The sequence below is a fragment of the Verticiella sediminum genome, from assembly GCF_007558815.1.
Lineage (GTDB): Bacteria > Pseudomonadota > Gammaproteobacteria > Burkholderiales > Burkholderiaceae_B > Verticiella > Verticiella sediminum.
This window is the reverse complement of record NZ_VLTJ01000024.1, coordinates 14,485-33,942: the sequence shown is the minus strand read 5'-3', so window position 1 is coordinate 33,942 and position 19,458 is coordinate 14,485. Positions and strand designations below refer to the sequence as shown.

Annotated in this window: 16 protein-coding genes; 2 read left to right on the top strand and 14 right to left on the bottom strand. The window is 70.0% G+C overall.

Going from position 1 to position 19,458, the window contains the following annotated elements:
• Positions 1–9: 9 nt before the first annotated feature.
• The 7 genes from FOZ76_RS12130 to FOZ76_RS12100 all read right to left on the bottom strand — a co-directional run bounded on the left by FOZ76_RS12130 (position 10) and on the right by FOZ76_RS12100 (position 9,458).
• A complete protein-coding gene (locus tag FOZ76_RS12130; protein WP_143948529.1) occupies positions 10–327 on the bottom strand; it encodes a DUF4387 domain-containing protein in 318 nt (105 codons plus the stop codon).
• Positions 324–1,703: an acyclic terpene utilization AtuA family protein gene (locus FOZ76_RS12125; RefSeq protein ID WP_143948528.1), complete on the bottom strand. Its 1,380-nt coding sequence runs from the start codon at positions 1,701–1,703 to the stop codon at positions 324–326. The genes FOZ76_RS12130 and FOZ76_RS12125 overlap by 4 nt, the downstream gene beginning before the upstream one ends.
• Positions 1,700–2,749, bottom strand: coding sequence for a phosphoglycerate dehydrogenase (locus tag FOZ76_RS12120; RefSeq protein ID WP_143948527.1), 1,050 nt, complete (start codon positions 2,747–2,749; stop codon positions 1,700–1,702). The genes FOZ76_RS12125 and FOZ76_RS12120 overlap by 4 nt, the downstream gene beginning before the upstream one ends.
• Positions 2,746–4,881 (bottom strand): hydantoinase/oxoprolinase family protein, encoded by a 2,136-nt coding sequence (locus tag FOZ76_RS12115; protein WP_143948526.1) that lies wholly within the window; start codon positions 4,879–4,881, stop codon positions 2,746–2,748. The genes FOZ76_RS12120 and FOZ76_RS12115 overlap by 4 nt, the downstream gene beginning before the upstream one ends.
• The gene (locus FOZ76_RS12110) at positions 4,878–6,587 is read right to left on the bottom strand and encodes a hydantoinase B/oxoprolinase family protein (RefSeq protein ID WP_143948525.1); all 1,710 of its coding nucleotides are present in this window, start codon (positions 6,585–6,587) and stop codon (positions 4,878–4,880) included. The genes FOZ76_RS12115 and FOZ76_RS12110 overlap by 4 nt, the downstream gene beginning before the upstream one ends.
• 434 nt (positions 6,588–7,021) lie before the next feature.
• On the bottom strand, positions 7,022–7,711 hold the full coding sequence (locus FOZ76_RS12105) for a coiled-coil domain-containing protein (RefSeq protein ID WP_143948524.1): 690 nt from the start codon (positions 7,709–7,711) through the stop codon (positions 7,022–7,024).
• A 289-nt stretch (positions 7,712–8,000) separates the two neighbouring features.
• Positions 8,001–9,458, bottom strand: coding sequence for a phospholipase D-like domain-containing protein (locus FOZ76_RS12100; RefSeq protein WP_143948523.1), 1,458 nt, complete (start codon positions 9,456–9,458; stop codon positions 8,001–8,003).
• A 150-nt stretch (positions 9,459–9,608) separates the two neighbouring features.
• Between FOZ76_RS12100 and FOZ76_RS12095 the strand changes: the two genes are divergently transcribed.
• Both FOZ76_RS12095 and ppk2 read left to right on the top strand, forming a co-directional pair.
• Complete coding sequence (locus FOZ76_RS12095; RefSeq protein ID WP_143948522.1) at positions 9,609–10,838, top strand: nucleoside recognition domain-containing protein; 1,230 nt, start codon at positions 9,609–9,611, stop codon at positions 10,836–10,838.
• Between the two features lie 268 nt (positions 10,839–11,106).
• A complete protein-coding gene (ppk2, locus tag FOZ76_RS12090; RefSeq protein ID WP_246129464.1) occupies positions 11,107–12,030 on the top strand; it encodes a polyphosphate kinase 2 in 924 nt (307 codons plus the stop codon).
• A gap of 30 nt (positions 12,031–12,060) precedes the next feature.
• On the opposite strand, the gene FOZ76_RS12085 is transcribed toward ppk2, so the two are convergent.
• The 7 genes from FOZ76_RS12085 to FOZ76_RS12055 all read right to left on the bottom strand — a co-directional run bounded on the left by FOZ76_RS12085 (position 12,061) and on the right by FOZ76_RS12055 (position 19,390).
• A complete protein-coding gene (locus tag FOZ76_RS12085; RefSeq protein WP_143948521.1) occupies positions 12,061–12,972 on the bottom strand; it encodes a ketopantoate reductase family protein in 912 nt (303 codons plus the stop codon).
• Between the two features lie 98 nt (positions 12,973–13,070).
• Positions 13,071–14,054 (bottom strand): Bug family tripartite tricarboxylate transporter substrate binding protein, encoded by a 984-nt coding sequence (locus tag FOZ76_RS12080; RefSeq protein ID WP_143948520.1) that lies wholly within the window; start codon positions 14,052–14,054, stop codon positions 13,071–13,073.
• A gap of 69 nt (positions 14,055–14,123) precedes the next feature.
• On the bottom strand, positions 14,124–15,056 hold the full coding sequence (locus FOZ76_RS12075) for a hydroxymethylglutaryl-CoA lyase (RefSeq protein ID WP_143948595.1): 933 nt from the start codon (positions 15,054–15,056) through the stop codon (positions 14,124–14,126).
• A 98-nt stretch (positions 15,057–15,154) separates the two neighbouring features.
• Positions 15,155–16,354, bottom strand: coding sequence for a CaiB/BaiF CoA transferase family protein (locus tag FOZ76_RS12070; RefSeq protein ID WP_143948519.1), 1,200 nt, complete (start codon positions 16,352–16,354; stop codon positions 15,155–15,157).
• A gap of 109 nt (positions 16,355–16,463) precedes the next feature.
• Positions 16,464–17,372 carry a LysR family transcriptional regulator gene (locus FOZ76_RS12065; RefSeq protein ID WP_143948594.1) on the bottom strand — a complete coding sequence of 303 codons (909 nt, stop codon included), beginning with the start codon at positions 17,370–17,372 and terminating at the stop codon, positions 16,464–16,466.
• 10 nt (positions 17,373–17,382) lie between these two features.
• On the bottom strand, positions 17,383–18,846 hold the full coding sequence (gene pyk / locus FOZ76_RS12060) for a pyruvate kinase (protein WP_143948518.1): 1,464 nt from the start codon (positions 18,844–18,846) through the stop codon (positions 17,383–17,385).
• Positions 18,847–19,036: 190 nt separating this feature from the next.
• Complete coding sequence (locus tag FOZ76_RS12055) at positions 19,037–19,390, bottom strand: VOC family protein (protein WP_143948517.1); 354 nt, start codon at positions 19,388–19,390, stop codon at positions 19,037–19,039.
• Positions 19,391–19,458 lie beyond the last annotated feature (68 nt).

Here is a 19,458-nt window from a genome sequence, read left to right as displayed (position 1 = left end):
CGGACCGGCTCAGGATGCGTGCGCGGACGCCAGGGATTCGCGTACCAGGTTGGCCCACTGCGCGCCGTGCATGTCCCTGTCCTCGAGCGCGCCCTGCACGACCGGCCTGGGCAGGCTGATCTTGATGACGTTCAAGGCGTCGACGTGGAAGGTCTTGATGCCTTCGGGCGAGGTGCGCAGCAGCCGGCCGATGGCCTCGGGGCCCAGCAGCGGCTCGTCGCACATGCGCCGGTAGACGCCGGCATCGTCGCAGAAGATGTCGATGGTGAGCCAGAACGGCCCCGCGTTCTTGGAACGGATGTGGTAGCCGGTGTCGGTGGGCTTCATGGCGCGACTCCGAAAGTGGCGTAGCTGAAACGGAAAGGCGACAGAGGGTCGTCCACGGTCATCACATGGTTGAGCACGAACTCGTAGACCACGCCCCTGTCCATGGTGGCCGGCGAGAACGGGAATGCATGCGTGGGCAGTTCCTCGTCGTCCGGCAGCGGAAAGTGCAGCATCGGCGAGTTCAGCATGGACAGCAGTTCCTTCGTGCGGGCCTGGCTCGGCGAGGTCACGATGCCCATGACGCCGATCTCCACCGGGTCGGCGCTCGCCGTTTCCAGTTCCCCCAGCGTGGCATTGCGTCCGATGGCGCGAAACTGCAGGTGGTAGTCCGTCGGCGCCAGCCCGAGCTGGGACGCGATGCCCGCGCGGACCCGGGTTTCGAGGCTGCTGAGCCATTCGTCGAACCGCCCCTTGTAGCGCGGCGAGCGCAATGTGTTCAGGATCACGCCCTGATAGCCGACGGGAGCCGCGCCTTCGAGCTTGACGGTATAGCGTTCGCTCGGCGTCCAGGTCGAGCCCTCCACCCGCACGCTGCGCTCGTCCACCGAGGTATAGGTGGCCTCGGTCACGTCGAGCACGCCACCGGGCTCGACCAGCACGTACGGGTTGGAGTTCTCGTACAGCATGTGCGCCAGCACCGTGCGCGGCGTGGCGCGCCCGCCTTCGGCCAACGCATGGATCGTGAAGCCCGTGCCGTCCACCGTGGCCAGCACGGCGCCGGAAGCCGGCTTGGTGGTGCACATGGCGCCGCATTCGAGGATCTTGCCCGCGTGCCACGAGGCGCCGGGGGCCATGCCCTGCATGATCGGGACCGCGGCCATGAGGGCGGTGTCGGTCGCGCGGCCGGCCAGCACGATGTCCACCCCCTGTTGCAGGGCATGGATGATGGGCTCCACGCCCATGGCCGCCACGATGCGCGAGCAGCGATCGATCAGCGCATCGTCGAGCGCGCGCTCCGGCTTCAGGGCGCTGATGCGGCCTTCGCGCAGCGCGGCCTTCAGGGTCTCGCCCGACTGCTCGCTGTAGATGCATGCGACGCGCACGGTCTGCCCGAGTTCCTTGGCGATGTCTTCGCACAGCGCGCGCATGACGTCCACGCCATTGTCGGAACCGGAGGTCCCGCAACTGCCCACGATCAGCGGCACGCCGAGCTCAGCGCGCGCGACCATGACCTGGCGCAGTTCGGCGCGCAAGGCGCCGCGCGGAGGCTTGGGTTCGCCCGAGCCCAGGTAGTACGGGCCGGAATCCGTGGAGCCGCCGTCGACCGCGATCACGTCGGGGCGCTCGCGCACACCGCGTTCGAAGGGCTCGGGGGACCGGGTTGCGCCCGCGCCGATGGCGCCGGAGGGGACCAGAATCTTCACTGCGGTTTTCACGCTTGCCTCCTGGTAGTAAGGGGGGTGCCTGCCGCGGCGCGGCCATCGGCGATCAGGCACGCTGCCGGCGGGGACCGGTCTTGGAGCACGGCGAGCACGCATTCGGCCGCGATGCGGTTCGTCCTGTTCAGGCCTTCGTGCGTCGAGGCGCCCGCATGCGGCGAGGCCACCACGTCGGCGCGCGCCACCAGGGCCCGCGTCACGTCCGCGTAGCCGGCGTCCGCCTCGCTCACGAAGACGTCCAGCCCGGCGCCCTGCAGCCGGCCGGCTTCCAGCGCCTGCAGCAGGTGCCGGTCTTCGACCAGGCCGCCGCGCGCGGTGTTGACGAGGATCGCGCTCGGCTGCATGCGCGCGATGGCCGGCGCATCGATCAGAAAGCGCGTCTCGGTCGTGAGCGGGGCATGCAGCGTCACCACGTCGGACTGCGCCAGCAGCGCGTCCATCGGCACGGCTTCGACGCCCTGCGCCTCGGCCCAGCCGGCATCGACGTGCGGGCTGTGGACCAGGATGCGGCACTCGAACCCGCGCAGCCGCTGCACCACACCGCGCCCGATGCGGCCCAGGCCCACCACGCCCACGGTCTTGCGGTACAGGTCGTTGCCCAGCGGGATGGCCCAGGAATCTGCTTCGAGCCGGCGCTGGCCTTCGCGCAGCCGGCGGGACACGGCCAGCATCAGCGCCAGTGCGTGGTCCGCGACGCAGGCGTCGTTGCCGCCGGCGGCGATGGTGGCGACCATGCCGTGGCGGCGCACCGCGGCCAGGTCCACGCGTTCGTAGCCCACGCCGCGCCGCGCGATCACCCGAAGATGCGGCAGGCCGGCCAGCAGCGTGTCCGTCACACGGGCATGGCCCACGATCCAGCCGGCCGCGCCGTCCAGCAGTTCGCGCAGGCGCGGCTCGTCCAGATCGGCATCGGCCTGGCCGGGCGGCAGTTCGGCCTCCACGACCTCGCAGCCGTGGGCCTGGAGATGGTCGCGCGTGGCCGCGTCGAAAAAGCGCTGGGTCACGACCACGCGATGCCGTACGGCGCTCGATGCGGCGGTCATTGGAGCACTCCTTCGGCTTGCCGCGCTTCGGCGCTCCCCGCAAGGGCGAAGTCCGGATCGATGTCAATGACCAGATTGAAGTGGGCGTCGATCCGGAAACTGCAGTCCGGCCCGAAGCTGCAGCTCGATTCGCGCTCCTCCACCACGGCCGGGCCCTGCAGATGCATGCCGGGCTTCAGGGCATAGCGGTCGTAGACGGGGGTCGCGATGTTGCCGAAGCCGTGGAAGAACACCTCCCGTTCACCGCGCCGGGCCGGCGTGTCCACCGGCTGGTGCGCCAGGCTGATGTGCTGGGCCGGCAGCGAGGCCGACAGCCGCCAGTTGATCACCTCGACGTCGACGTCCTGCACGACGCGGTCGAACCGTTCCGCATAGGTATCCAGGAAGGACTGGCGAATCGCCGCGACATGCTGCGGCCCGAGCGGCGCGGCCGGAATCGGCACGGTGATCTCGAAGCCCTGGCCCAGGTAGCGCATGTCGGCCGACAGTTGCAGGCAAATCCGGGCGTCCCGCCCGGCGGCACCCTGGAGGATCGCGGTGGCGGCATGCTCCATCTCGGCAAAGATCGCGTTGACGTGCGTCCAGTCGGCGCTGTCGAGCCCGGTGACGTAGCCGCGCACCTCGTCCACCGCGGGAGCCGCCACCAGAAAGCCCAGAGCGGACACCACCCCCGCGCCCATCGGCACGATGATGCGGCTCAGCTTGAGCCTCCTGGCCAGCGCGTAGGCGTGGACCGGGCCGGCGCCGCCGAAGGCGAACAGCGTGTAGGCGCGCGGGTCCTTGCCCTTCTCGGCCAGGTGCATGCGGGTGGCCGCCGCCATGTTCTCGTTGACGATCTCCTGGATGCCGCGGGCCGCGCTTTCGTTGTCCAGGCCCAGGGGCAGCGCCAGGCGCTCGTGGATGGCGCGCCGCACCTTGTCCAGCGAAAGCGCCATCTCGCCGCCGAGGAAATACTCGGGGTTCAGGTAGCCGAGCAGCAGGTCGGCGTCGGTGACCGTGGGCTCGGTGCCGCCGCGGTCGTAGCACACCGGCCCCGGTACCGAGCTTGCGCTGCGCGGGCCGACCTTCATGAGCCCCGTGGGGTCGGCCATCGCGATCGAGCCTCCACCGGAGCCGATCTCGATCATGTCGATGACCGTGACCTTCAGCGGCAGGCCCGAACCCTGCATGAACTTGCGCAGCCGCCCCGCCTCGAAATCGTGCTTGATGTGCGGGCGCCCCTGCTCGATCAGGCACATCTTGGCCGTGGTGCCGCCGACGTCGAAGGAGATCACGCGCTCCTCGTCCGTCAGGCGCGCCATGAAGGCCGCGGCCATGGCGCCGGCCGCCGGCCCGGATTCGATCAGGCGCACGGGATAGCGCTTGGCGTCTTCGACCGTGGTGATGCCGCCGCCCGACAGCATGATGTACAGATTGCCCTCGAAGCCCAGGGCGGCGAGATCGCCGCCGAGCCGCTCGAGATAGCCGTGCACCCTGGGCTGCACGTAGGCATTGACGCAGGCCGTCGTCGTGCGCTCGTACTCGCGGATCTCCGGCGCGACCTCGCAGGACAGGCTCACCAGCAGGTCCGGGTACAGCGCGTGCACGATCTCCCGCGCCCGGCGCTCGTGCGCCGGGTTGCGGTAGGCATGCATGAAGGCGATGGCCAGGGCCTCGATGCCGTGGTCTTCCACCAGCGCGCGCACTTCGCGCGCCACGGCCTGCTCGTCCAGCGGCTCTTGCTCGCCGCCGTCGGCCCGCAGGCGCCCGCCGATGCCGCGCCGCAACTGGCGCGCAACCAGCACCGGCACGGGCTGCATGAAGAGGTCGTCCACGTCGTAGCGGCTTTCCCTGCCCATTTCCAGCACGTCGCGCAGGCCCGCCGTGGCCAGCAGGCCCACCTTGGCGCCCGTGCGTTCGAGCACGGTGTTGGTGATGAGCGTGGTGCCGTGCACGATGTCGGCGATCTGGCCCGCGCTCGTGCCGGTCTCCGCGAGCAGGCGCTCGATGCCCTCGACGATGGCCCGGCTGGGCTGCTCGGGCGTGGTCGGGCGTTTGCCGGTGCGCGTGATGCCTCGCGCCTCGTCGTGCAGGACGAAGTCGGTAAAGGTGCCGCCGATGTCGACGCCGATTCGGGTGGTACGCATGTTCATATGAGGATCTCGTGCGGGGTGGAAGGCTGCGCCGTGTCCGCGGCCTCATCGAAACCGTAGTCCCGCTGCGCCGCCGCGCGCGAGACGAAGCCAAGGGCGATGTCGCGCCGGATATCGTCGCGGCTGCGCTCGGTCGGGTCGCCGTAGCCGCCGCCGCCGGCGAACAAGAGCGTGAGCGTCTCGTCGGCCGGCAGGCTGACGCGGCTCTTCAAGCTGAGCGGCTCGCCCTCGCGGCCCAGCATGGCGGCGCCGGACGCGCCCGCCAGGCCGCCCGCCAGGCCGAGCGCGCGGTGATGCTCGCGATCGCCCAGCAGGACGACCTGGACCGGCGAGCGGTTCAGGTTCTGCACTTCGCAGCGTTGGCCGAGGCCGCCGCGATGCCGCCCGGCGCCGCCGGAGTCCTCGCGATACTCCTTGCAGCGCACGAGCAGCGGAGACACGGCCTCCAGGGCCTCGACGCTGCCGGCGCCCGAGTTGGTGGGGAACATGGTGGTCGACAGGCCGTCGCCATGCAGCGAAGCGCCCATCCCGCCGCTGGAGAACAACAGTTGCGCAAAGCGCGCATGCGTCTGCGTGCTGCCGCTGAAGCGAATGCGCATGGCCGGAGCGCTGCCGCTGTCGGCCAGCACGTTGCCCGGCATGGCCGGGGCCAGGGCCTGGTAGATGGCGCAGCACAGCAGGTGGCCCGACAGATGGCGCGCGCTGACGGCGGCCGGATAGCGGGCGTTCAGGATGCTGCCTTCGGGCGCGACGATGCGGATGGGCCGGTACGAACCCTCGTTGCGGCGCGTGCGCGGGTCCAGCGCGCACTTGAGCGGATACACCGAGTACGCCTGGGTGTAGTTCATCGTGCAGTTGATGCCCGCGGCGACCTGCGGCGAACTGCCGGTGTAGTCCACCGTCAGATTGTCGCCTTCGATCTCGATGACGCAGCAGATGCGCGTGGGCTGGCCGGGAATGCCGTCGGCGTGGATCTCGGACTCGTAGCGGCCGTCGGGTATCGCGGCGATCGCCTTGCGCATCGCCCGCTCCGAATGGACATGCACTGCGTGCCCCAGCGCCTGGAGATCGTCCAGGCCGGTGTCGGCGAGGAACTCCAGGGTGCGACGGCGGCAGACCTCGTTGGCGGTGACCTGCGCTTCGAGGTCGCCGAGCACCTGCCCGGGCACCCGCACGTTGTTGAGGAACAGCTTGAGCATGTCCTCGTTGCGCCGGCCGGCGCGGTACAAGTGCATCGGCGGAATGCACACGCCTTCCTCGTACAGATCGCGGCTGGCGGCGGTCCCGTTGCCGCCGACGTCGGGCGAGTGGGCCGCCGACCCCGCAAAGCCGACCAGCCGGCCCTGATGGAAGATCGGCGTGATGATCGCCATGTCGGGCAGGTGGCCGGTGGCCAGCCACGGGTTGTTCGTGATCATCACGTCGCCCTCGCGCCAGCTCTCGGGGGCGTATTCCCTGAGCATGGCCTTGGCCGTGCGCGGGATGATGCCCGCGAAGGCGGGAATGCCCCCGGTGGATTCGGCGATGGACTGGCCTTCGCGATTCATCAGCACGGTCGCGAAATCCTTCGATTCGCGCACGATGGTGGAGAAGGCGGTACGCAGCAGCGTGGTGGCCGCCTCGTCGGCGATGGCGACGAGGCGGCTCCACCAGATCTCGAGCGTGACGGGATCGATGCTGTGGTCTGAAGAGGAGGTCTCTGGCATGGGCTCGCGGTATGTGGTTGTCACATGGCCTGCGGTGGGTACATTGCAGGCAAAGGGCGCAGAGACCAATTTAAGTGACGAACGCAAGCCGCGGCTTGACGTTCGCTTGCCGAGGTTTTCCTGTGCGTTTAATCCGGCAGAGGCCGCGCGTGGCGGCCTGTGCCTGCCTCAAAGAATGGTTGAGGCCGTGGAGGTGCGCGGTTGCGGCGGTGGCGCAGGCTGGCCGGCTTGGGGCGGGGGTGGGCGCCGAGCAGAACGCCTGAGGCGGCTACGTCGCGCTCTGCTGGACCGCACGCAGCCCGGGATTGGCCAATGGCGTCAGGTTGCCCGGCCCGATCGAGGCATAGCTGGGTGCGCTGATCCGGCTGCCGCCCTGATCGACGCAATCCGGAGCTACATGCCGGGCATCATCGATGAACGCCCCCTGAGGCCGTTCAATTCCGCGAGTTGATCACCCGCATGGCCTGCATGCGCTCGCCGCCGTCCAGCACGCGCACGGTGATCTGGCGCGCCTGCATGCCGTCGGGCAAGGGGGCGCTGCCGTGCACGTTCCGATAGTCGCCCATCTCCAGCGGGATGGGGCCGAGCGTGACGTTGCCCGGCCTTCCGCTGGGGTAGCGGCCCTCGACGACGAACTGCACCGCGCCCTTGAAGGGCTTGCCGACCTGCTGCCGGGTCAACACGATGTGGTAGTCCAGGCCCGAGCCCTCGTTCAGGAAGCGGCCGGCGCGGATCTGCAGGGCGCCGCCGCGCGGGTCGGGCGGCAGCACGTCCTTGAGCAGGGCGAGGTCGTCCTGCAGCGGCTGCAGTTCGGCGCGCGCGGTCTCCAGTTCCTCGGCCAGCGCCACGCTCTCGGCCTGCTGCCGGGCGAGCGCTTCGCGCGCCTGCTCCAGCTCGTTGCGCGTCTGCTGCAACGCCAGGTTCAATTGGGAGTTGGTCTCGGTCAGCCTGGCCGATTCCTGGGGCGAAAGGCGCGGCGGCAGGTATTCCTCCTGCACCAGCAGCACGGCCGCGCCCCCCAGGACGATGCCGATCACGAGCAGGATCGGCCAGCGCGGAAACTTGCGCTTGGGTTTGGCGCCAAACGCATAGGGTTTGAAGGGGGCGGGTTTTCTTCCGAACATCGTGCGGGGAATTCCTTGGAGCGGCGTTTGCTACGACAGATATTGCTATGAAACACGACGTCGCAGCAGGCATGGCCGCCGCGACGCCGGGCGCCCGCGCGTGGCGCCTCATGCAACCGTACAGGATAACTCGTATCGGCTAGTTACGTTAACCATCGATACGGCTGGTTTCGCCTGGACAATTTCGGCAACCCCGGCACCCGGGCACTTTTCCCGCACGCAAAGGCCTGCCGAACGCAGCCGCCCAGGCCGCAGACCACAGGGCGCCGGCCCCGCGCCGCAGGGGGCGCTATAGATAGGGCGACACCAGCCAGATCAGGCGGTTGCGCAAGCGTACCAGGAACGGCCGCGCGGCCAGGGTCTGCAAGGTCTCGGGGCGGGCGCCGGCGATCTTCACCTCGATGTGCTCGACGATCCATTGAGCGAGCCTGCGCCCGAACACCTCGATGTCCAGTTCGAAGTTCAGGCGCATGCTGCGCGGATCGAGGTTGGACGAGCCGACGTAGCTCCACATGCCGTCCACCGCCATGAGCTTGGAGTGGTCGAACGGCCCGGTTGCCCGCCACACCCGCACGCCCTTGGCCACGAGCTGGTCGAGCTGGGCGGTCATGGCATAGTCGACCAGCCGCAGGTTGTTGGTGCCGGGGATCACCACGTCCACGCGCACGCCGCGCTGGGCGGCGATGGTGAGCGCCGAGATCTGCGCCTGGTCGGGCAGGAAATACGGCGACTGGATGCAGACCCGCTCCTGCGCCATGGACAGTGCCCCGACGATCATGTCGTGCGAGATGCCCAGGTTGCGGTCGGGGCCGGAAGCCACCGCGCGCACCGGCAGCCCGTCGGCGACGAAGGCCGCCGCGCCGGGCGGGAACCAGGTTTCGTTGCGCAGCGATTCGTGCGTGGTGAATTCCCAGTCGTGCGCGAAGACCGTCATGAGCTGCGCCACCACCGGCCCTTCGAGGCGAAAGTGCACGTCGCGCGCGGGCTTGGGCCCGTCCGGCGCCGACGCGAAACCCGCGCGGATGTTCATGCCGCCGGTGAAGGCGATGTGCCCGTCGACGATGCAGATCTTGCGGTGGCTGCGCAGGTTGGCATAGGGAAGGCGCAGCCCCAGCTTGTTGCTCATGAAAAGGGCGGTGCGTATGCGCCCGCGATTGAGCCGCCACGTGATCGACGGACGCGAGTACTTGGCGCCGATCGAATCGATCAGCACGCGCACCTCCACGCCGCGGGAGCGCGCCTCGATCAGGGCGTCGGCGAACTCGCGCCCGACCCTGTCGTTGTCGAAGATGTAGCTGCCCAGCGCGATGCAGCGGGTGGCCGAGCGCAGGGCTTCGAGCATGGCCGGATAGGCCTCGTCGCCCCCGTCGAGCGGTTGCACGACGTTGCCGGCGGTCAGCGCGAACTGGCTCACCCGGTCGCCGAGCACCTTCATGGGGAGCAGGCGGGGCGAACTCGTCACCGCGACGTCCACGTCCGAGACCACCGGACGATGATGCATCAGCGGGTCGGACAGCGCGCGCAACTGGCCCACCTTGCTGTAGCGCACGCGATTGACCCCGGCCACCAGGTAGAACACAACGCCGGCCACGGGCGAGAAGAGCACCAGGGCGACCCAGCCGATGGCCGCGCGCACATCCTGCTTGGTCATGGCCGCATGGATGGCTGCGCCTATGCTGCCCAGGGTCGTGATGACCAGGACCACATGCGGCCAGTACTCGGCCACGAACTCGCTGAGACTTTGCATCGGCGGCGCATTGCTCCGGGGTGGATACCCGCCGATGTTAGCTGATTTGCGTTGGTAGAATCCGGGGTCTGCCGGGGCGCGCGGCGGGGGGCCGCGCCTGCCGGCAACGCCACGCCGCCCGGGCCCGTGCCTCGCTTCGCCTGAGGGCCCATGCTCAACTACCTGTGGTTCGGATTCTTCGTCGTCGCCGCGCTCGCGGCCATGGCCCGCTGGCTGGTGGGCGGCGATGCCGCCGTCTTCCCGGCACTGGTCGATGCGCTGTTCGGCATGGCCAAGGTTTCCGTGGACATCATGATCGTGCTGTTCGGCACGCTCGCCCTCTGGATGGGTTTTCTCAAGATCGCCGAGAAGGCCGGCCTGATCGACGGCCTCGCCCGGCTGCTCACCCCCCTCTTCGCCCGTTTGATGCCCGAGGTGCCGCGCGGCCACCACTCGATCGGCTTGATCACGATGAACTTCGCGGCCAACGGCATCGGCCTGGACAATGCCGCCACGCCGATCGGCCTGCGCGCCATGGCCGCCCTGCAGGAGCTCAACCCCAGGCCCGACACCGCCACCAACGCGCAGATCCTGTTCCTGGCGCTGAACGCATCCTCGCTGACCCTGCTCCCGGTCACCATCTTCATGTACCGGCTGCAACAGGGCGCGCCCGACCCGGCCATGGTGTTCCTGCCGATCCTGCTCGCCACCTCGGCCTCGACCCTGGCCGCCCTGTTCGCCGTGGCCTTCGTGCAGCGGCTGCGCCTGTGGGACCCGGTCGTGCTCGCCTGGCTGGGCGGCACGGCCGTGGTGATCGGCACGTTCATGGCACTGCTCGCCGGGCTGTCCTCGGCGGCCATGGCGGCGTTCTCCTCGCTGCTCGGCAACCTCGTGGTCTTTGCCGTGATCCTGGTCTTTCTGGTCGTCGGGGTGCTGCGCAAGGTACCGGTCTACGAAGCCTTCGTCGACGGCGCGCGCGAGGGCTTCGACGTTGCCAAGAACCTGCTGCCCTACCTGGTCGCCATGCTGTGCGCGATCGGCGTGCTGCGCGCTTCGGGCGCCCTGGACTTCCTGCTCGAAGGCATCCGCTACACGGTGTCGTGGATCGGCTGGGACACCCGCTTCGTCGACGCCCTGCCCACCGCGCTCGCCAAGCCCTTCTCGGGCAGCGCGGCCCGGGCGCTGATGATCGAGACCATGCAGAACTTCGGCGTGGACAGCTTCCCCGCCCTGCTCGCCGCCACCGTCCAGGGCAGCACCGAAACCACCTTCTACGTGCTCGCGGTGTACTTCGGCGCGGTCGGCATCCAGCGCAGCCGGCATGCGGTGGGCTGCGCCCTTCTGGCCGATCTCGTGGGCGTGCTCGCGGCGATTACGGTGTGCTATTGGTTCTTCGGGTGAGCAAGCGGCCCCTCCGGCGTGCGGACCGGCTCAGGCCGCATTGCGCGGCCGCCTATTCTGCTAAACCTTGCGTATGGGACCGGCATATCCGCACGGGATGCCCGTAAGCGCGACGCCCCATGCTGTCACGCAAGCGTCACCTGCGATTGCTAGCCTCTGCCGAAGAAGGCACGTCGGCAGAGGCTGGATGCCGCATGCCGATCATCCGGTCGCGCTTTGCGCATTCCGCAACCGGCGCAACCGGCCCAACCCTGGAAAACGAAGCGCAATGATGTCATATGACAGCAAAGGCAACGGCGCCGCCGAATGGCTCAAGGCCGAACTCCAGGACACGCTGGACGAGGACTACGAACTCGAGCTGTCCGAACCCGCCCTGTCGCTGGAACTCGCCAAGATCTACAAGAAGGCGCATCCGGACATTCTCGAGCGCCACATCTATTTCCAGGAGCTGATTCGGCTCCAATCGGAACTGATCAAGCTCCAGGACTGGGTGGCGCACACCAAGGAAAAGGTCGTCGTGCTCTTCGAGGGACGGGACTCGGCGGGCAAGGGCGGCGTGATTAAGCGCATCACACAGAGGCTCAATCCGCGCAACGTGCGCGTGGCCGCGTTGCCCGCACCGAGCGATCGCGAGAAGACGCAGTGGTATTTCCAGCGCTACGTGCCGCATCTGCCGGCAGGCGGCGAGATCGTCCTGTTCGACCGCTCCTGGTACAACCGGGCGGGTGTCGAGCGGGTCATGGGCTTTGCGACGCCGGAGCAGGTCGAGGACTTCTTTCACGACGTACCCGAATTCGAACGCATGCTGTTGCGTTCCGGCATCCGGCTCATCAAATACTGGTTCTCCATCACCGACGAGGAGCAGCAACTGCGCTTTCTCATGCGCATCCACGACCCGATGAAACAGTGGAAGCTCTCCCCGATGGACCTGCAGTCGCGCGTACGCTGGGAGCAATACACCAAGGCGAAGGAAGAGATGTTCGCCCGGACCAGCATTCCGGAAGCGCCCTGGTACATCGTCGAAGGCAACGACAAGAAGCGGGCCCGCTTGAACTGCATCGACCATCTGCTGCAGCAGGTTCCGTACGAACCCGTGCCGCATGAGGAAATCACGCTGCCGGACCGAGTCTTCAATCCGGAGTATGAGCGGGCGACACTGCCGCGCGAGCTTTACGTGCCGGAGAAATACTGAGCATCCGGCCGCGCGTGAGGCTCTCCGGCGTCAGCCCGGCGCAGCGTGGCCGTGCCGGCGCTGCTCGAGCAGGCGCACCAGCGCGTGCAGCGCCCGATTCACCGGCGTGGCCACGCCGAGCTGCGCGCCCTTGCGCAGCACGTAGCCGTTCAGGTGGTCGATCTCGCTGGGCTTGCCGCGCGCGAGATCCTGCGCCGTGGACGAGACCTGCGCCGGCATGGTGACGGCGATCTTCTCCACGCCCGCCCAGATGCCGTCCGGCAGTTCGATGCCGGCCGCGCCGGCCACGGCGATGCACTCGTCGACGGCATCGCGCATCACAGCCCAGACGTTCTCGCCCTGCACCAGCTCGCCATACGGCCGCTGCACGATGGCCGACAGCGCGTTGTAGGCGCAATTGGTGATGAGCTTGGCCCACAGCGCGCCGGCCACCCGGGACGATACGGCCGCATCGACGCCCGCTGCGCGCAGCGCCTGCGCCACGCACTCGATGCCGGGCGCCGCGCCGAGCACGAGCTCGCCGCCGCCGCGGTGACGCACGATGCCGGGCCCGGCCATGGCCACGGCGGCATACACCACGCCCGGCACGACCACCTGGCCGAGCCGCGCGGCCAGGCGCTCGACGTTGTCCACGCCGTTCTGCAGGCTGATAACGGTGGCGTCCGCGGCGAGGTGGGGCGCCATCTGGGCCGCCGTCCGCTCGGTGTCCGTCGCCTTGACGCAGAAGAGCACCACCTCGGCGCCGGCCACACCGGCCGCCGAGGTGGTGGCGCTCACCGGCACCGCGCCGGTCCAGGCGGCCGACTCCAGCCGCAGGCCGTCGCGGCGCATCGCCTCGACGTGCATCGGCCGGCCGACGAGGGCCACCTCATGTCCGGCACGCGCGAGCATCGCGCCGTAGTAGCAGCCGACGGCGCCCGCGCCCATCACGGCGATCTTCATGTTCCGACTCCAGCATGGCAACGTCCCGATGTTACGCCGGGACGCTCCTGCCGTTCTGTCTGTGCGGACCGGGCGCAGCCCGTGCGCAGCGCGATGGCTCAGGGCGCGCTGATGCCGGCCTTGCGGATCACCGCGCCCCAGCGATCGAGTTCCTGCTGCGTGTACTGGGCCAGCGCCGACGGCCCCATGAACTCGGCCTTGGCACCCAGGTTCTCGGCCTTCTCCCGGAACTCGGCGGTGGCCATGATGCGCTCGATCTCGCCGGCCAGCCGTTCGACCACCGCGCCCGGTGTGCCCTGCGGCGCATACATGGCGAACCAGGACGACACCAGCAGGTCGGGATAGCCGGCCTCCGCGGCCGTCGGCACGTCGGGCAGCGAAGCCAGGCGCTCGGTGCCCGTCACGACCAGCGGGCGCAGCTTGCCGGCGGCGATGTGCGGCAACAGCGGCGGCGGCGTGGTGATGGTCAGGTCCACCGAGCCGCCGATGAGGTCGTTCATCGCGGGGCCGGTGCCGTTGTAAGGGATGTGGACGAGCCTGGTGCCGGCCATCTGGTTCAGCAGCTCGGTCGACACCTGCTGCAGCGACCCCACGCCCGAGGAAGCGTAGTTGAGCTTGCCGGGGTTGGCCTGGTCGGCGGCGACCAGTTCGTCCAGCCGCGCATAGCCCAGGCCTTCGCGCACCACCAGCACCTGCGGCGCCGAGAGCACGTTGGCCACCGGCGCGAAGCTCTGCACCGGGTCCCACGGCAGGTTGGGTGTGATGTGCGGCGTGATGACGTGAAAGCCCGAGTACTGCAGCAACAGCGTATAGCCGTCCGGCTTGGCGCGCGCGACGGCCTGCGCGGCGATGCTGCCGGCGCCGCCGGGGCGGTTCTCGACCACCACCGACTGGCCGAGCGCGCGGCCGAGCGGGTCGGCGATCATGCGCGCGGCGATGTCGGTGGTGCCGCCGGGCGCGGCCGAGACGATCAGGGTGACGGGCCGGTTCGGGTACTCGGCGGCCGCGGCCGGGCCGGCGGCGATGCCCAGGGCCAGGACGGCGCAGGCGCCCAGTCGGCGCGAGAAAGCGAGGGCGGACATGGTTGGTCTCCTATTGTGCTTGTGACGATGCAGGGGATGGCGGCTCGTGGCCGTGCGCAACGGCCGGCTTCAGGCCGCGAAATGGGTGTCCGTCCATGCCGGCGCGGCATGGCGGCGCAGGCGGTGGCCCGCCTGCAGCAGAGGCAGCGCGAGATCGCGCCGCACCAGCGCGGGCAGCATGGCGACGCAGTCCAGCAGGCGCGCGAGATCCACGCCGCAGGGCACCCGCATGCTGTCGAAGAGGTGGACCAGCTCCTCGGTGTTGACGTTGCCGCTCGCGCCCGGGGCGTACGGGCAGCCGCCGAGGCCGCCGGCGGCGGCGTCGAAGCGGCGCACGCCCACCTGCCAGGCGGCGAAGACGTTGGCCAGCGCCATGCCGCGCGTGTTGTGCGTATGCAGGGTGAGCGCCAGGCCCGGATGGGCCTGCAGCACCGCCGCGCACAACCCGGCGACCTGGGTCGGATAGGCCATGCCGGTGGTGTCGCACAGGGTGATGCCCCGCGCGCCGGCGGCGGCGAAGACGCCGACCAGGCGCTGCACCTCGAACGCGTCGACCTCGCCCTCGAAGGGGCAGCCGAACGCCGTCGAGATCGACACATTGCACGGCACCCGGGCCGCCTCGATGATGGCGAGCAGGTGGCCCGCCGACTGTTCGCGCGTCATGCGCAGGTTCGCGCGGTTGTGCGTCTCGCTCGCCGACATGACCAGGTTGACCTCGTCGACCCCGGACGCGAGCGCGCGCTCCAGCCCGCGCACGTTGGGTACCAGCGCGGTGTAGCGCGTACCGGGCGCGCGCGCGACCCGCTGCAGGACGGCCTCGGCATCGGCCAGCGCCGGGATGGCCTTGGGCGAAGTGAAGCTGGTGACTTCGATGCGCGCAAAACCGCAGGCCGACAACGCATCGACCAGACGCACCTTCTCGTCGGTGGGCACGAAGACCGGCTCGATCTGCAGGCCATCGCGCGGGCCGACTTCGTTGATCTCGACACGGGCGCAAGCCATGCCGGCCGCGCCCTGGCGCAGAGGCGATCCTTCCGGGCGCCGCTCCCCCTCCTTGCCCGGGACGAGCTCGCCGCCGCCGGACGACCCGGTGACGGGGCTCATGCGATCACCCCGCGGCGGCGCAGCTCGGCAATGCGCTCGGGCGCGAGCCCGGCTTCGGCCAGCGCCGCGTCGGTGTGCTCGCCCAGCGTGGGCGCGCGCTCGCGCACCTTGCCGGGCGTCGCCGAGAGCAGCGGCACCACGTTGGGCATGGCCACCTCCGCGCCGCGCGCGCTGCGCACGGTGACGATGGCCTCGCGCGCGCGATAGTGCGCATCCTCGGCGATGTCGCGGGCCGTGTAGTTGCGCCCGCAGGGCACCTGGGCGCTGCGCACGATGTCGAGCACCGTGTCGATGTCGCGCACGGCGGTCCAGGCCGAGATCGCGCCGTCGATGCGGTCGATCTGTGCCACCCGCCCGTCGTTGTGCGCAAGCGCCGGATCGTCGGCCAGGTCGTCGCGCCCGATCGCGCGCATCAGGCGCTGGAAGATGGCGTCGCCGTTGCCGGCGATCAGGGCGTACTGGCCATCGCCGCACAGATACGCATTGGACGGGGCGATGCCCGGCAGCGAAGCGCCCGCGGGCTGGCGCACGGCGCCGAAGACCGAATACTCGGGCAGCAGGCTCTCGGTGAGGTTGAAGATGCTCTCGAACAGCGAGGTGTCGATCACCTGCCCGATGCCGCCGCGCGCATCACGCTCGTACAGCGCCAGCATGACGCCCAGCGCGCCGTGCAGCCCGGCGATGGTGTCGCCCAGCGACAGGCCGGCGCGCACCGGCGCGCGGCCCGGCTCGCCGTTCAGGTAGCGCAGCCCGCCCATGGCCTCGGCGATGGCCGCGAAACCCGGCTCCTGTGCCTTGGGCCCGCTCTGCCCGTAGCCCGAGACGCGCAGCAGGATCAGGCGCGGGTTGAGCGCGTGCAGCACGTCCCAGCCCAGGCCCCATTTCTCCAGCGTGCCGGGACGGAAGTTCTCGATCAGCACGTCGGCCTGGGCGGCCAGGGTGCGCACGAGCGCCTGGCCCTCGGGGCCGCGCAGGTCGATGCACACGGATTCCTTGTTGCGCGACTGCGATTCCCACCATACCGATGTGTCGCCGTCCAGCATGCGCCATTTGCGCAGCGGATCGCCCTGCCCGGGCGGCTCGACCTTGACGACGCGCGCGCCGAAGTCGGCGAGCGTCTTGGCGGCGAAGGGCCCCGCGATGAGCTGGCCCAGCTCGAGCACGCGGATGCCGGAAAGAATCTGATGAGCGGGCATGCCTGTCATCCATCGACGATGAAGTGGGGCAGTATCCCGCACGCGCGCTGCGCCGCGGAAGCCGTCATCCGGCAACGGGGTTTTCGCGGATCGCGAAAGCCTATGCGCCTCAGCCCGTACGCGCGGCCGAAGTGCGCAGATGGCCGAGCAGCGACCTGCCCGCCGCGTCCAGCGCGGCCGCGTCGCGCGCGCCGATGCGCAGTTCGCGCTGCGACCAGGCATCGCGCAGCGGGATCAGCACCAGCCGCATGGATTGGGCGTGCGGCTCGGCCGCCAGCCGGGGCAGGATGCCGATGCAGCCGGTGGACACAGCCATGCGGCAGATCGAATCGAAACCGCGCACCTGGATGCGCAGGCGCATTTCGTGGCCCAGGCCGGCGCAGGCCGCCTCCAGGCGCTGCGCGAGCGAGGTGCCGCTGGACAGGCCGACGAAGTCGTAGCCGAGGGTGTCGGCGAAGGCGATCTCGCCCACGTCGGCCAGCGGGTGGCCGCTGGGCGCCACCACCACCAGTTCGTCTTCGCGATACACGAAGGTCTGCAGGCCCTCGCAAGGCGTGCCCTCGGCGAAGATGCCGAGGTCGGCCTGGTTCTCGAGCACGGCGCGCACGATCTGCCCGCTGTCCTGTTCCTGGAGCTGGATGCGCACGGCCGGGTGCGCGGCCATGAAGCCGGCGAGGTCGTCGGCGAGGAACTGGGTGATCGCCGAGGTGTTGGCGCGCAGGCGCACGGTGCCGCGGATGCCCTGCTGGTAGTCCACCATGCTCCCGCGCAAATGCGCCACTTCGCGCAGCACGCGCTGGGCGTGGCCCAGGCAGGCCTCGCCGGCGTCGGTGAGCGCCACCCCGCTCGCCGAGCGGTACAGCAACGGTGTGGCAAGGGCGTCCTCGAGATCGGCGATGCGCTTGCTCGCGGCGCCCACGGCCAGGTGCACCTGGCGCGCGCCCGCCGAAATGCTGCCCGCCCGGGCGACGGCATCGAACAGGGCCAGCGTGACCAGATCGATCCGGCCCGGATGCACGGCCGGCCGGTCAGTCGCCATCGCCCACCGCGTCGCCCGGCACGCGCCAGAGGGTCATCGCGTTGGTGCCGCCCACGCCGGCCTCGAGATCGCCGCGCGTGAGCACCACCCAGTCGCCCTGCGCGACCAAGCCGCGGTGGCCCAGCTCGGCGATGATCGCCGCGGGCAGCCGGCTCTCGGGATACTCGCCCGCATCGAAGGGCACCGGGCTCACGCCGCGCACCAGGGTCATGCGCCGCAGCGTCGTGGCATGGCGCGAGAACGCGTAGATCGGCACGGCCGAGCGGATGCGCGACATGATGAGCGGCGTGTGTCCGCTCTCGGTCAGCGAGACCACCGCGGCGACGCCCGAGAAGTGGTTGGCCGCGTACATGGCCGACAGCGCGATGGCCTCGTCGCCGCGCTCGATGACCTCGCCCAGGCGATGCGTGGATTCGTCGGTGCTGGCGTGGCGCTCGGCGCCCAGGCATACGCGCGCCATGGCCTGCACCGCCCCCACCGGATAGCGGCCGGAGGCGCTCTCGGCCGACAGCATCACCGCGTCGGTGTAGTCGAGCACCGCGTTGGCGACGTCGGACACTTCGGCGCGGGTGGGCATCGGGCTCGCCACCATCGACTCCATCATCTGGGTGGCCGTGATGACCAGCTTGTTGCACCGGCGCGCGTGGCCGATGATGCGCTTCTGGATCGCGACCAGCTCGGCGTCGCCGACCTCCACGCCCAGGTCGCCGCGCGCGACCATCACGCCGTCGCTGGCGGCGATGATGTCCTCCAGCGCTTCGTCGTCGGCCACCACTTCGGCGCGCTCGATCTTGGCGATCAGCCAGGCGCTGCTGCCCGCGGCGCGGACCAGCCGCCGGGCCTGCTCGATGTCCTGGCCGCGCCGCGGAAACGACACCGCCACGAAGTCCACGCCGATGCGCGCGGCATGCCCGATGTCGCGGTGATCCTTCTCTGTGAGGGCCGGTGCGGACAACCCGCCGCCGCGCCGGTTGATGCCCTTGTGGTCCGACAGCTCGCCGCCGACCGCGACCGTGGTGCGCACGCAATCGGGCTCGACCTTCTCCACGCGCAGCACGATGCGGCCGTCGTCCAGGAGCAGTTCGTCACCGGCGCCGCAGTCGCGGGTGAGCGGCGCGAAATCCACGCCCACGCCTGCCGGTGTGCCGAGCCCGGCGTCCGGCGAGGTCCAGAGATCGAACGACTGCCCTTCGCACAGCTCGACGCGCCCCGCCGCGAACCGCCCGATGCGGATCTTCGGCCCCTGCAGGTCGGCCATCAGCGCCACGTAGCGCCCGTGCCGCCGCGCATGTTCGCGCACCAGTTCGGCACGCTGGCGATGCTCGTCGGCCGTGCCGTGCGAGAAGTTCAGGCGCGCCACGTCCATGCCGGCGAGCACCAGCGCCTCGATGCGCTCGGGCGAGCTGGACGATGGGCCTAGCGTGGCGACGATCTTGGTGCGGCGTGCTTGCATGGAGGGCTCCCGGGATGCCTGCATGCATTCTAGGGCCTGTGAACGCCAGGGGCGCCGTGCCCGGGCCCCGCCCCGCGGGTAGCCTTGCCCCGCCCTGGGACATAGGGCCGCACGCCGTGGGATGTATCGACATCCATGCCCGCGGGCGCGGGCGTACGCCGAGGCGCCCCGGGCCCGGCTGCGCGCCGCGTCACGGCAGATGCGACAGAATGTTGATCAGCCGACCGAACGGGTCGCGCACGTAGAAGCGGCGCACGCCCCAGGGCTCGTCGGCCGGGCCATAGACGATGGCAATGCCGGCCGCGCGCAGGCGGGCGAGCACGGCATCCAGGTCGTCCACTTCGATGGAGACGTCCGGCACCGGCGTGCCCGAGCCGCCCTCGCTCGCGAAACTGATCTGCGGCGTCTGCCGGTCGGGCGCCGCGTAGGTTGCAAGCCAGCCGTGGTCCATCACCCGCTCCAGCCCCAGCAGCTCGCCGTAGAATGCGCGCGCCTGCGCAGGGTCCGCCACTTCGATATTGCTCACGATGCGCTTGACTGCCATGTGCCGTCTCCCGGAATGGGCGCCGCGGGCCGGCGCTTCGCCCTACATCGTAGCCGGGCACTGCGCGG

Coding starts and splice junctions, on each gene's coding strand:
- FOZ76_RS12130 (WP_143948529.1), bottom strand. CDS start 327: ATGAAGCCCACCGACACCGGCTACCACATCCGTTCCAAGAACGCGGGG.
- FOZ76_RS12120 (WP_143948527.1), bottom strand. CDS start 2,749: ATGACCGCCGCATCGAGCGCCGTACGGCATCGCGTGGTCGTGACCCAG.
- FOZ76_RS12115 (WP_143948526.1), bottom strand. CDS start 4,881: ATGAACATGCGTACCACCCGAATCGGCGTCGACATCGGCGGCACCTTT.
- FOZ76_RS12110 (WP_143948525.1), bottom strand. CDS start 6,587: ATGCCAGAGACCTCCTCTTCAGACCACAGCATCGATCCCGTCACGCTC.
- FOZ76_RS12105 (WP_143948524.1), bottom strand. CDS start 7,711: ATGTTCGGAAGAAAACCCGCCCCCTTCAAACCCTATGCGTTTGGCGCC.
- FOZ76_RS12100 (WP_143948523.1), bottom strand. CDS start 9,458: ATGCAAAGTCTCAGCGAGTTCGTGGCCGAGTACTGGCCGCATGTGGTC.
- FOZ76_RS12095 (WP_143948522.1), top strand. CDS start 9,609: ATGCTCAACTACCTGTGGTTCGGATTCTTCGTCGTCGCCGCGCTCGCG.
- ppk2 (WP_246129464.1), top strand. CDS start 11,107: ATGATGTCATATGACAGCAAAGGCAACGGCGCCGCCGAATGGCTCAAG.
- FOZ76_RS12085 (WP_143948521.1), bottom strand. CDS start 12,972: ATGAAGATCGCCGTGATGGGCGCGGGCGCCGTCGGCTGCTACTACGGC.
- FOZ76_RS12080 (WP_143948520.1), bottom strand. CDS start 14,054: ATGTCCGCCCTCGCTTTCTCGCGCCGACTGGGCGCCTGCGCCGTCCTG.
- FOZ76_RS12075 (WP_143948595.1), bottom strand. CDS start 15,056: ATGGCTTGCGCCCGTGTCGAGATCAACGAAGTCGGCCCGCGCGATGGC.
- FOZ76_RS12070 (WP_143948519.1), bottom strand. CDS start 16,354: ATGCCCGCTCATCAGATTCTTTCCGGCATCCGCGTGCTCGAGCTGGGC.
- pyk (WP_143948518.1), bottom strand. CDS start 18,846: ATGCAAGCACGCCGCACCAAGATCGTCGCCACGCTAGGCCCATCGTCC.
- FOZ76_RS12055 (WP_143948517.1), bottom strand. CDS start 19,390: ATGGCAGTCAAGCGCATCGTGAGCAATATCGAAGTGGCGGACCCTGCG.